The sequence below is a fragment of the Sporosarcina sp. E16_8 genome, assembly GCF_017347095.1.
Lineage (GTDB): Bacteria > Bacillota > Bacilli > Bacillales_A > Planococcaceae > Sporosarcina.
In genome coordinates, this window is record NZ_JADPRZ010000032.1 from 1 (window position 1) to 13,125 (window position 13,125).

At 38.8% G+C, this 13,125-nt stretch carries 11 protein-coding genes and 1 riboswitch; of the genes, 9 read left to right on the forward strand and 2 right to left on the reverse strand.

Annotated features, from left to right (window positions below):
- From I2484_RS15130 to I2484_RS15150, 5 genes are all read left to right on the forward strand, one after another.
- Positions 1–1,148: coiled-coil domain-containing protein (locus I2484_RS15130; protein ID WP_207151883.1), on the forward strand; the 1,148-nt coding region annotated here is incomplete at its 5' end.
- Between the two features lie 400 nt (positions 1,149–1,548).
- The gene (locus I2484_RS15135; RefSeq protein WP_207151884.1) at positions 1,549–2,271 is read left to right on the forward strand and encodes a GntR family transcriptional regulator; all 723 of its coding nucleotides are present in this window, start codon (positions 1,549–1,551) and stop codon (positions 2,269–2,271) included.
- Between the two features lie 2 nt (positions 2,272–2,273).
- Positions 2,274–3,821: a gluconokinase gene (gene gntK, locus I2484_RS15140; RefSeq protein WP_207151885.1), complete on the forward strand. Its 1,548-nt coding sequence runs from the start codon at positions 2,274–2,276 to the stop codon at positions 3,819–3,821.
- Positions 3,822–3,840: 19 nt separating this feature from the next.
- Positions 3,841–5,187: a GntP family permease gene (locus I2484_RS15145; RefSeq protein ID WP_207151886.1), complete on the forward strand. Its 1,347-nt coding sequence runs from the start codon at positions 3,841–3,843 to the stop codon at positions 5,185–5,187.
- Between the two features lie 126 nt (positions 5,188–5,313).
- Complete coding sequence (locus I2484_RS15150; RefSeq protein ID WP_207151887.1) at positions 5,314–5,598, forward strand: TetR-like C-terminal domain-containing protein; 285 nt, start codon at positions 5,314–5,316, stop codon at positions 5,596–5,598.
- Positions 5,599–5,680: 82 nt separating this feature from the next.
- On the opposite strand, the gene I2484_RS15155 is transcribed toward I2484_RS15150, so the two are convergent.
- Positions 5,681–5,878 (reverse strand): hypothetical protein, encoded by a 198-nt coding sequence (locus I2484_RS15155; protein ID WP_207151888.1) that lies wholly within the window; start codon positions 5,876–5,878, stop codon positions 5,681–5,683.
- A 357-nt stretch (positions 5,879–6,235) separates the two neighbouring features.
- Positions 6,236–6,344: riboswitch (SAM riboswitch) on the forward strand.
- A gap of 168 nt (positions 6,345–6,512) precedes the next feature.
- Here I2484_RS15155 and I2484_RS15160 point away from each other — a divergent pair.
- From I2484_RS15160 to I2484_RS15170, 3 genes are all read left to right on the forward strand, one after another.
- Entirely contained in the window at positions 6,513–8,378 is a 1,866-nt protein-coding gene (locus I2484_RS15160) for a bifunctional homocysteine S-methyltransferase/methylenetetrahydrofolate reductase (protein ID WP_207151889.1), read from the forward strand.
- 46 nt (positions 8,379–8,424) lie between these two features.
- Positions 8,425–10,719 carry a 5-methyltetrahydropteroyltriglutamate--homocysteine S-methyltransferase gene (gene metE / locus I2484_RS15165; RefSeq protein WP_218628033.1) on the forward strand — a complete coding sequence of 765 codons (2,295 nt, stop codon included), beginning with the start codon at positions 8,425–8,427 and terminating at the stop codon, positions 10,717–10,719.
- Positions 10,720–10,996: 277 nt separating this feature from the next.
- The gene (locus I2484_RS15170) at positions 10,997–11,563 is read left to right on the forward strand and encodes an NADPH-dependent FMN reductase (RefSeq protein ID WP_207151890.1); all 567 of its coding nucleotides are present in this window, start codon (positions 10,997–10,999) and stop codon (positions 11,561–11,563) included.
- 62 nt (positions 11,564–11,625) lie between these two features.
- Here the strand turns inward: I2484_RS15170 and I2484_RS15175 are convergent, their stop codons facing one another.
- On the reverse strand, positions 11,626–11,985 hold the full coding sequence (locus I2484_RS15175) for a winged helix-turn-helix transcriptional regulator (RefSeq protein ID WP_207151891.1): 360 nt from the start codon (positions 11,983–11,985) through the stop codon (positions 11,626–11,628).
- A 238-nt stretch (positions 11,986–12,223) separates the two neighbouring features.
- On the opposite strand from I2484_RS15175, the gene I2484_RS15180 reads away from it, so the two are divergent.
- Positions 12,224–13,066, forward strand: a complete 843-nt coding sequence (locus tag I2484_RS15180) for a pirin family protein (RefSeq protein WP_207151892.1) — start codon at positions 12,224–12,226, stop codon at positions 13,064–13,066.
- Positions 13,067–13,125 lie beyond the last annotated feature (59 nt).

A 13,125-nucleotide genomic window follows, 5' to 3' on the forward strand; every position in this document is an offset into this window, starting at 1 on the left:
GTCTACTAATAGAAATAGAAGAAAAAAATAAAGCTATAGGAAAACTCCAACATGAAATATCGGATTTAAAAGAACAAAATAAAAAGCAAAATGACGCTATTGCAATTGAAGAAAAAAATCTAACAAACAAAACGACTATAGCTCAGCTCGAATATAAGCTCGTTGATCTCATTCAAGAAGCAAATAAACAAGTACACTCGCAACTTGAGAAGTTAGACATAGCCAATAAAGAGCGTAGCCAGTCCGAGAAAGAAAGACAACGTCTACTAATAGAAATAGAAGAAAAAAATAATGCTATAGGAAAACTCCAACATGAAATATCGGATTTAAAAGAACAAAATAAAAAGGGAAATGATGCTATTGCAATAGAAGAAAAGAATCTAACTAATAAAACGACTATAGACCAGCTCGAATATAAGCTTGGGGATCTCATTCAAGAAGCAAATAAACAAGTACACTCGCAACTTGAGAAGTTAGACATAGCCAACAAAGAGCGTACCCAGTCCAAGATAGTGAGACAACGTCTACTAATAGAAATAGAAGAAAAAAATAAAGCTATAGGAAAACTCCAACAAGAAATATCGGATTTAAAAGAACAAAATAAAAAGCAAAATGACGCTATTGCAATAGAAGAAAAAAATCTAACTAATAAAACGACTATAGCTCAGCTCGAATATAAGCTTGTTGATCTCATTCAAGAAGAAAATAAACAAGTACACTCGCACCTGGAGAAGTTAGCTATAGCCAACAAAGAGCGTACCCAATCCGAGAAAGAGAGACAATGTCTACTAATAGCAATAGAAGAAAAAAATAATTCTATAGGAAAACTCCAACATGAAATATCGGATTTAAAAGGACAAAATGAAAAGTATAGTGAGGCTATTGTAATACTAGAAAAAGAACTGTATCAGAAGAATGATAGTCAAGTGGGTATTGGCTTAATACCTTCAACAAGCACACCTACTATTGACACTGATACACTTATGCAATTAGACCATCAAATAAAAGAGCTATTGGTCAAATCGTTGGATTATGAAGAGAAATTGGATGCTAAGTTACTTATTATCAATACTCTAGAGCATAAATTGGATCAGCTTACTGTAGAAATGGATGATATTCAAGTTTTAAATGAAGAGGAACAGGTTTAAAAAGAATCCTTACAACTTTGGGGTTGTAAAACAACTGTAGATAGGGCTGTAAATTAGTTGTTTTCATCTGGATCACTTTAAAATCAGAGCATGGGTCGTTTAGTCGTCTACTATAAAGTCAGAACGCGTAGGGGATTCACTTAAATAACAAAAAGCTATTATAGTAAAGAGGCTAAATCTACTATAGATTTAGCCTCTTTACTATAGCGCGTCAAAAGACATATGATTAGCTTTTTTAAAGTAGTTGATTGCCACTCAATCGGTTAATAGATTATGTATATTAGTATCATCATTCTGAACGTTCTTTTTACTTTCATCATCTAGGCGTTTACATTTCGTCGTAATTGACCTATCATACTTGTATACAAGTATATCGGACTTTAAGTGAGGAAGTGAAATCATGAGTAAATATAAGGACTTTCTATATCCTGAAAAATGGATTGCAAACGCTTCCATGGGAGTCCGTTTAGCGTGCGAGCTTAGAATGCGGATTATTTCTGGCATGATAGAAAAGGGTACTGTTTTATCGGAAAATAAATTAGCGTTGGAATTTGAAATAAGTCGTTCTCCTATCCGGGAAGCACTAAAAGTATTGGCATCAGAAAATATTATTCGATTAGAAAGAATGGGTGCAGTTGTAGTTGGGTTAACCGAGAAGGATATAAAGGAAATTTACGATGTTCGTTTGCTGATAGAAACATTCGTTTATGAACGGGTTGTTAAAATGGACACAAGTGAATTAGTGAAGGAACTAAGTAAAATACACGAAATGATGGAAGTTGCCATTAAATATGGAGATGCAGATGAGTTCTCTTATCAGGATGTCTTATTTCATGAAACAATTATTCGTTCAATTGACCATTCATACATCATGTTGATTTGGAATAACACGAAGCCTGTGATGGAAAGTTTAATTCTTTTATCGATGCGAATGCGATTAGAGAAGAAATATGATGACTTTTCACGAGTCTTGAAAAATCATGAAGTTTACATTAAAGCCATAAAAATAAAAGATAGAGATATCATGATTCAAGCATTGCATCAAAACTTCGATGATGTTCAAGACCAAGTGGCAGACCAATGGATGTCGCAACAAATGCTCGCAAAAGGAAGGGAGCAATGAATATGACGAATTATATGTTAGGTGTAGATATAGGTACAACGAGTACTAAAGCAGTTCTTTTTACAGAGAAAGGTGAAATTATTCAACAAGAGAATATTGGTTATCCCCTTTACACACCGGATATTTCGACAGCTGAACAGAATCCGGAAGAAATCTATCAAGCCGTATTACAAGCAATCTCAGCTATAATGGGGAAATCTAAAATCTCTCCAGAAAAGTTATTGTTCATTTCATTTAGTAGTGCGATGCATAGTGTTATCGTGATGGATGAAAATGATGAGCCCCTAACGCAGTGTATTACTTGGGCGGATAATCGAAGTGAAGCCTGGACACGTAAAATTAAAGAAGAGTTAAATGGCCATGAAGTGTACAAACGTACTGGAACACCTATTCACCCAATGTCCCCTTTAAGCAAAATTGCTTGGATTGTGAATGATCGTCCTGAAATAGCGGCAAAAGCTAAGAAATATATAGGCATTAAAGAATATATTTTCAAGAAATTCTTTGGTCGGTATGTTGTAGATCATTCTCTTGCATCAGCGATGGGGATGATGAATCTGGAAAAGTTAAATTGGGATGAAGAAGCATTGGAGATAGCGGGTGTCACACCGGAGCAGCTATCTGAACTTGTACCGACAACCGAGATTTTTAACAATTGTAACGTAGAAATAGCGAGTAAGCTCGGCATCAATCCGCAAACTTCATTTGTTATCGGTGCAAGTGATGGAGTGCTTTCTAATATAGGCGTGAATGCAATAGGTAAGGGTGAAGTAGCGGTAACGATTGGGACAAGTGGTGCAATACGAACAGTCATTGACCGCCCTCAGACAGACGAAAAGGGTCGAATATTTTGCTATGCATTAACCGAGAAACATTGGGTCATTGGTGGACCCGTAAACAATGGTGGAATGGTACTTCGCTGGATTAGAGATGAATTTGCATCATCAGAAGTAGAAACGGCAAAAAGGCTTGGCATTGATCCTTATGAAGTGTTAACGAAGATTGCTGAACGTGTAAGACCAGGATCTGATGGGTTGTTATTCCATCCATACCTAGCAGGTGAACGTGCACCGTTGTGGAATCCTGACGTACGCGGCTCGTTTTTCGGTTTAACCATGACACATAAGAAAGAACATATGATACGGGCGGCTCTTGAAGGCGTTATTTACAATCTATACACAGTATTTTTAGCGCTAACTGAAGTCATGGATGAACCAGTTATCCGAATTCAAGCAACTGGTGGCTTTGCAAGATCGGATGTGTGGCGCCAAATGATGGCAGACATATTCGATTTGGAAGTAATCGTCCCGGAAAGTTATGAGAGTTCATGTCTAGGGGCTTGCATCTTGGGGCTTTATGCCACGGGGGAAATTGAATCATTTGATGTTGTTTCTGAAATGGTTGGCAGTACTTATAAGCACACACCTGTTGATTCTGATGTACAAGAATATAGAAAACTATTACCGATATTCATTAATTTATCAAGAGTATTAGAAAAGGAATACACAAGCATTGCGAATTACCAGAGAAGCTTAATTAAAGAGCAATAGAGACTTAGGGGGAATTGTTATGCCATTAATCATTGTAGCGATAGGTATAGTTGCGTTACTAGCTTTAATCATGTGGTTCAAATTGAACACTTTTGTATCTTTAATTATCGTTTCTTTTGGCGTTGCTTTAGCCTTAGGCATGCCACTAGATAGCATTGTCTCTTCTATTGAGGCTGGACTAGGCGGAACACTTGGCCATTTAGCATTAATCTTTGGACTTGGTGCAATGTTGGGTAGGCTAATCGCAGATGCGGGAGGCGCGCAACGTATTGCGATGACCCTCATCGACAAATTCGGAGAAAAAAATATTCAATGGGCTGTTGTAGTTGCTTCATTCATTATCGGTATTGCCTTATTCTTCGAAGTAGGGTTAGTGCTATTGATTCCAATTGTATTTACAATTTCAAAACAACTAAGGGTTTCTATTTTATACTTGGGAATCCCTATGGCAGCTGCCTTATCTGTAACGCATGGTTTCTTACCGCCGCATCCCGGACCGACAGTTATTGCTGGAGAATACGGTGCAAACATTGGCGAAGTATTACTTTACGGTTTTATCATCGCAATTCCGACCGTCATTATAGCGGGTCCGTTATTCACGAAACTTGCTAAAAAGCTGGTACCTGATTCGTTCAATAGAACAGGGGATATTGCATCTTTGGGTGAACAAAAAACGTTTAAGATTGAAGATACACCTGGTTTTGGTATCAGTGTGTTTACGGCAATGTTTCCTGTTATTTTAATGTCTATCGCCACGGTTATTTCGATGGTTCAAAAGACATTGGACATTACCGATAATAAGGCATTCGAAATCGTTCGTTTTGTAGGTAATGCTTCTACAGCTATGTTGTTATCTTTATTGCTTGCAGTTTTTACGATGGGATTGGCAAGAAATATACCGATGAAAACCGTTATGAATTCTTGTGGGATAGCGATTGCAAATATTGGGATGTTGCTTTTAATTATTGGTGGCGGTGGGGCTTTTAAACAAGTGCTCATCGATGGCGGCGTTGGTGGCTATGTAGCGGAATTATTCAGTGGAACCTCATTATCGCCAATCTTACTAGCATGGATTATCGCGGCTATATTAAGGATTGCTCTAGGTTCAGCAACTGTAGCGGCATTAACAACGGCTGGATTGGTCATACCAATGTTAGGTACTTCTGATGTGAATTTAGCATTGGTCGTATTGGCGACGGGAGCAGGTAGTTTAATTGCCTCACACGTGAATGATGCTGGTTTCTGGATGTTTAAAGAGTTCTTTGGTTTGACGCTGAAAGAAACTTTCGCAACATGGACATTGCTTGAAACGATTATTTCGGTAGCTGGATTAGTGTTTATTCTATTATTGAGTTTAGTTGTATAAAAAATGTGGTTATCAATTTGGTGTTATTGAGCGCATCTATTTTTTGGATAAAATCGAATATTAATTAGGTTTGAGAAAAGTTATATGGCATGTCACTTCCATCTTTAATTATACAATCGGCGATTTATGAAAGTTATTTTAGGACCGAATGGGAATCCATCTTTTCAAGTTCGATTAAAGGAATTCATAAAAAATAAAATGCTTCATAAGTTTAGTGATTTCTTGAATGAAGAAAATATGATGGTTCCGCTTGATTATTTAGTCGCTTACGTTAGTTCTGCGCATCTGGGAGTCATTCAATGTTGGCTTGAGAGCGACATGGATAGATCACCACAAGAAATGGCCCATATTTTATCGCAAACGACGTTTTGGGGTCCTGTCCATGTTGCTGGACTAAAAAGAGATAACTAGTAAATCGTAAGCATTCAAATCAAATAAAAAGGCATGTATGGTAGGAACCCAGACATACCTCGATATATCATTAATGATCCAGCTACTGGAACATCGTAATTACTATTACAATGGCTCCAAGCAGGATTGAAATCCATGCCAATGCTTTTTGTGGAAAAGCTAAACAGACTAAGCCTAAAACGAGCGCGCCACCACCTAGCCAATAAGGAGCATAAAAGAACCCTACAGCCGCTAAAATTATTGCGAGCCAACCAATCCAGATGCCTAAGGAAGTTTTCAAGTCAATGACCTCCCTTCAATTTGATGGGAACAACAACTGAGTAAACTGGTCGATTGTTATTGTTCTTATAGTTTATTATATGCAGGGTTATAGTGGGGACAGTGGTTATTAGTCGTAATATTGTTATGTGCGTTAAGCTCTCTTTTTGCTAAATGAAATCGTTGGGTATAGCTGAGGGGACTTGATTAATTATATCAAGGATAGCAAAATCCTATTCAAGTAACTATGGTGTTTGGGTGGAAAAACAAACTGAAACTATGAAACAATTAATTAACTTTGTGTAAATGAGTTGCTAATTTTCCAACAATGATGTAAAGTCTGTAATAACGTAACTAAGCAAATCCAACTTAATAGTTTTTCTTATCTAGAGAGGTATAGGGACTGGCCCGATGACACCTCAGCAACCGCCATTTTGTGGCATGGTGCTAATTCCAGCAAGTCGGAAACACGACTTGGTAGATGAGGAGAAGACTTATTCAGATTTAGAGTCTACTTCCTTTATGTAACACAGGAAGAGGCTCTTTTTTATTTTAACAAAAAAATCCATTAAATAACTTTTTTTAAAAGAAGGAGGTTTGAATGGGGATATTTTTTAAATAGGGCTTGTGGAAATCGAGAGGAGAAAGTGATGTCGTTGAATTTACTAGAGACTATGAGAGAACGGATCTTAATTGGTGATGGGGCAATGGGAACACTTCTTTATTCACACGGTGTGGATCTATGTTTTGAAGAGCTGAATCTAACACATCCTGATCAAGTGCTTCACATCCATCAGGCCTATATAGAGGCAGGCGCGGATATTATTCAAACGAATACGTATGGTGCCAATTATATTAAGTTAGCACGTTATGGTTTGGAGGACAGTGTAAAAAAGATAAATAAAGCAGCGGTCCAACTTGCAAAAAAAGCGGCGGGTAAAGATACGTTCATCCTAGGGACCATCGGGGGCATTCACGGGTCTCGAACATCCATTGGAACAAAGGAGGAAATCAAGCGCAGCTTTAGGGAACAATTGTATTGCCTACTTCTTGAGGGAGTGGACGGTCTACTATTAGAAACCTATTACGATTTTGATGAATTAACAACCGTGCTTAAAATTGCACGTGAGGAGACAGACATCCCAATTATTACAAACGTTTCGATGCATGAAGCGGGAGTACTTCAAAATGGGTTGGAGCTAGCGGACGCTTTGCAACAGTTGGAAAATTTGGGTGCGGATATCGTTGGTGTCAACTGTCGTCTCGGCCCCCATCATATGCTGGAATCTTTAGAAACGGTTCCATTGATGAAGCGTGCTTTACTCTCGGTGTATCCAAATGCTAGTTATCCGGGTTATAAGGATGGGAAATTGTTTTACGAAAATGAGCCTGAATATTTCGAGAAGTTTGCAATGAACTTTAGAAATGAAGGTGTCAGTTTAATAGGTGGATGTTGTGGGACGACGCCAGAACATATTCGTGCACTTGTGAAAGGACTTACAAATCGTGAGCCAATTCAAGAGAAGTTTGTTGAAAAGAAGGAAGTTGAAATTGAGATTCTTGAGTCGAAGGAATCGAAACCGCCAACATTGCTTGAAACAGTTAAAAAAAGACATTCGATAATAGTTGAACTCGATGCACCCAAACATTTAAATACAAGTGAGTTCTTTAAGGGAGCGCAGGCGTTAAAGGATGCTGGTGTGGATGCCATTACTTTGGCCGATAATTCATTGGCAACACCAAGAATTTGTAATGCTTCAATGGCGTCACTTGTTAAACAAAATATTGGTGCAACGCCTCTTGTCCATATTACATGTCGGGATCGCAATCTAATTGGATTGCAGTCACATCTCATGGGATTACACACATTAGGGATTACTGAGGTACTGGCAATTACGGGGGATCCTACAAAAATCGGTGAATTCCCCGGAGCAACGTCTGTATTCGATATGACATCATTTGAATTAATCCAACTGATAAAGCAATTTAATGAAGGCATTTCTAAGTCTGGAAAGTCATTGAAACAGAAAACATCCTTTACTGTGGCGGCAGCCTTTAATCCGAATGTGCGCCATTTAGATCGCGCAGTGGAAAGATTAGAGAAAAAAATAGAAGCTGGAGCTGACTATTTTATCACGCAGCCTATCTATAGCGCGGAGAAGATTATTGAAGTATACGAGGCAACAAAACATCTTGAGACGCCAATTTACATCGGAATTATGCCGCTGACCTCGTCGCAAAACGCCGAGTTTCTACACAATGAGGTACCGGGCATTAAGTTGACGGACCAAGTACGTGCAAGAATGGCATTGTTAGATGGTAATCGTGAGCAGTCTACGAGAGAAGGTTTAGAGGTTTCTAAGGAATTAATTGATGTGGCGCTTGAGCATTTTCATGGCATCTATTTAATCACTCCCTTTATGCGCTATGACATGACTGTACAGTTGACGGAATATATACACGGTAAAGTGGACGCGATTGTAGCAAGGGAGGTGGTTCAAACCGGAAGTATCGTGTATTAAAATGGATTGAAAAAAATACAATAAAAAATAAAGGGGCTAACATACAATGGTGAAAGTACAAAGTTCAATTAGTGGATATCCAAGAATTGGTGGAAAACGTGAATGGAAAAGGGCGTTGGAAAGTTTTTGGAATGGGGCAACTTCAGAAGAACAGCTACTAAAAACAACGGAAACGCTGCGTCTAGAAAGCTTGCAGAAGCAAAAAGAATTCGGTATCGATCTTATTCCGGTTGGAGATTTCTCATTATATGACCATGTACTGGATACATCGATTATGTTTGGTGTCGTACCAACACGCTTCGAGTATGCGGGTGGTAAGGTTCCTTTGGAAACATACTTTGCAATTGCCCGTGGAACGAAGGAGGCGGTTGCTTCAGAAATGACGAAATGGTTTAATACAAACTATCACTATATTGTTCCGGAACTAGAAGGTGTAACACCGAAACTAGTAGAGAACCGTCCGCTCGCTTTTTATAAAGAAGCAAAAGAAAAGTTGGGTATTGATGGCAAGCCCGTTATCTTAGGTCCAGTTACATATATTAAACTGGCAAAATCTTTCGGCGAAGAGAATTTCCCAGCTTTATTGCAACAGTTTACACCGTTGTATATCGAAGTATTGAAAGAACTTGTAGAGGCAGGCGCTGAGTGGGTTCAGATTGATGAGCCAATTCTTACAAGTAAGTTGTCTGAAGAGGATTTCCAACATGTGCAACAGGCATACGCAGCAATCCGTGAAGCGGTGCCACAATTAAAGATCATCTTACAAACGTATTTTGAAAAAGTCGCTAATTATGAAGCTGTTGTTGCGTTGCCAGTACATGGATTCGGTCTGGACTTTGTGCATGGCGATTCGCTTGAATTGTTACAGAAATATGGTTTCCCTCAAGACAAAGTACTTGCAGCGGGTGTTATTGACGGCCGAAATGTATGGCGTGCAGATCTAGATAAAAAAGTAACGCTATTAGAAGAAATCCAGTTACACGTTGATAAAAGCCGCTTAATTGTTCAACCATCTTCTTCACTTCTTCATGTTCCTGTCAGTACGGAAACGGAAGAGAAATTAGATCCAATTATTAAAGATGGTTTGTCGTTCGCTGATCAGAAGCTTGTTGAAATTGTACTCCTTAGTAGAGGGGTTCACGATGGAACTGAAACGATTGCAGCAGGACTTGAGGAGAGCAGAAATGCACTTGCTCGTCTAAATAACTCGAAGTATCGACAAAATGTTGAAGTGAAAGAAACGATTGAAAATCTAACTGAGCAGGATGTAAATCGTTCATTGCCATTTGCGGAACGGATTGTTGAACAGCAAAAACGCTTTAATTTACCTCTTCTGCCGACAACGACAATCGGGAGTTTACCGCAGACGCCAGAAGTCAGACAGACAAGATCTAAATGGCGTAAAGGTGAAATTACAAATGAGGCCTACGAACAATTTATCAAAGATCAGATTGACAAGTGGATTGAAATTCAAGAAGACATCGGCATTGACGTTTTGGTTCATGGTGAATTTGAACGAACAGATATGGTTGAATACTTTGGTGAAAAGTTCGAAGGGTTTGCAGTATCACAGTTTGGCTGGGTTCAGTCATATGGTTCGCGTTGCGTCAAGCCGCCACTCATTTTAGGTGATGTTGCGTTTAGTGAACCAATTACTGTGAAAGAAAGTGTCTATGCCCAAACGCTAACGACGAAGCCTGTAAAAGGAATGCTGACGGGTCCTGTAACGATTTTGAATTGGTCGTTTGTACGGGATGACATTCCACGTTTTGACGTATTGAACCAAATTGCATTTGCACTGCGTAAAGAGATTGAAGAGCTTGAAAAGAATGGTATCCGCATGATTCAAGTAGATGAGCCTGCGCTTCGTGAAGGTTTACCGTTGGATAAAGGAAAACGTGAAAGCTATCTGGAGGCTGCTGTCTATGCATTTAAACTGGCAACATCTTCTGTTGAAAATGATACTCAAATCCATACACATATGTGTTACTCGGAATTTAGCGGTATTATCAAATCGATTAGCGCGTTGGATGCGGATGTTATTTCGATTGAAACGTCAAGAAGTCATGGTGAAATTATCGCTGCATTTGAGAATAATACGTATGATAAAGAAATTGGCTTAGGTGTTTATGACATCCACAGCCCACGTGTTCCAAGTAAGGAAGAAATGAAGCAAAATATTAATCGTGCACTCAAAACCATTAATCCGAAACAATTTTGGATTAACCCAGATTGCGGCTTGAAAACTAGAAAAGAAGAAGAGACGATTAGCGCTTTGAAGATAATGGTAGAGGCGGCGAAAGAAGTTAGGGAAAGTCAGTTGGCTACACTTAAGAGTTAATTATTTTAGGTAGGCCTTCGAAATAAGAGAGGCATCTCCCCGTGGATCAATGGCGGTGGGGATGCCTTTTTATTGTTGTCGTGGGGATATGATCGGTAGAATGTTAATATGCTCGGTTGGCGTAGGATATGATCGGTAGAATGTGTCGAGCTTCTCTCGTTAGTATCTTTTAGTATACTATGGCACTTTGAAGTGCGTACTTCCTATTAGGTGTTTGTGGTGTATAATTAAATTAGATACAAAGTTACAAATTATAAATATAGAGGAGTTTTACATCATGGCAATTAAAGTTAAAGCAATTATCGGAAGTACTAGTTCAACTTCATTCAACCTAAAGCTAGTTGAACATATGAGAAGTCGTTATGCTGATCAATTAGACATCACACCTGTCTTTATCAATGATCTTGAAATGTTTTCAATAGATATAGAAAGTAATCCAACTGCAAATGTAGTGGATTTTAAAGATAATATAAAAGATTCAGACGCTGTATTATTTGCAGTTCCTGAATATAACTTCTCTATTCCAGGCGCATTGAAAAATGCAATCGACTGGTTATCACGTGGTGGCGATTTCACACTTAAAAATAAGCCTGGTTTCATAGTAGGATCATCTATGGGAGCATTCGGAAGTATCCGTGCGCAGCTCCACTTAAGAGAAATTCTGTCAAACCCGGCATTAGCACCTGTCTTACTGCCAGGTAACGAAGTATACATCGGTTCAGTTCATGAGAAAATAAACGAAGCCGGCGAACTTACTGATAAAGCTACAATCGATTTCTTGGATTCAGTTGTATTTAACTTTATTGAGTTCTATAACAAAACAAACGCTACAGTTAAAGCTTAAGAAATCAACTGATCATCAAAAACAGACACTCTCTTGAAGAGTGTCTGTTTTTGATTTATCCATTATAGTACGTCGCTGGTATTCTGGCTATTTCTTTTCTTTTCGATATGTGTAACATGACTGGTGCCCCATTCGTGCATGATTTCTAAGATGGGCTGTAAGCTTTTTCCGTATTCCGAGATAGAATACTCAACTTTAGGGGGAACCTGTGGATAGATGACTCTGTTAATAATATCTTCATCTTCCAATTCCCTTAATTGTTTAGTTAACATTTTTTGAGTAATCCCCGGCATCAATCTTTTTAATTCACTAAACCTCTGCGTTCCTTCAGTAATTAAATGCAGTAAAATAATTGGTTTCCATTTACCTACTAAGATCCCTAAAGCTTCGTCAACTTTACATAGTTCAGGCTGTATCCCCATAATAACCTCCGTTAGTATCTTTTTGTATACTATAGCACTTTATAGTGCGTACTTCACACTGTGGCGAATTTAATTCATAATAACATATATAGGATTCTGTTACGATTTAAAATAAAGATACATTTCAAATCCGCTTCGGCGCTTAGGGGAGGCTACCCCTATAAGGCACCTTCGCTCAACTTTCACATGAATTCATATGTTCAATAGATACAGTCAAAAACAGAAGGAGGAAGTTAACATGAATAATAAACAAGTTTTTTCTAGAGCAATCAGAAGTGTAAGGGACGTCGTTTATCAGCAACACTCGCCAACTCATAAAGTAGGATTGGTGATTGAACCGGGAAACTGGCAAGAGGCTGATCCATTTCTATTGATGGCTGAAGACTTTTTCGTGCGTGGAACATTTGGCATGCATCCGCATCGTGGTATTGAAACCGTTACGTACGTGATTGATGGAAAGCTAGAGCACTTTGACAATAAAACTGGGGGAGGGGAACTAAATCCTGGAGACGTCCAATGGATGACGGCAGGTAAAGGAATCATTCATACAGAGGACCCGGCTGTCGGGGAAACGGTTCAATCGCTGCAATTGTGGGTCAATCTTCCAAGCGATAAAAAAATGACGGAACCACGTTATCAGAACATGCGTGCACAAGACATGCCGGTCCGTCATGAAGATGGCGCTACAATACGTGTTTTTTCCGGTTCTTCGGCAGGTGTTATAGCTGACACGAAAAATTATGTACCTGTTACGATGGCCGAATTGATTGTTGAACCGGGTATCACTGTGACACAGGACCTTCCTGGCAGTTACAATGGTTTTCTTTATATAATAGAAGGAACAGGGACATTCGGCAGTGAAAGCGTGGAGGGGAAGAAGGGACAGGTTCTTTGGTTGGAACGTGGAACAGATGGCAAACAGACTGAAGTAAAGATTCATGCAGAAGAGAAACTGCATATCATGTTATATGCAGGTAAGCCTGTCGGAGAAAAAGTGGTAGCACGTGGCCCGTTTGTGATGAATTCAGAAGAAGAGATTATGCAGGCCTATAAAGATTACAGAGAAGGAATATTTGAGTGAACATGCACCATTCAATTTAATGCAGAATCACAAAGTATGAAATATTCTAACAGATTTGA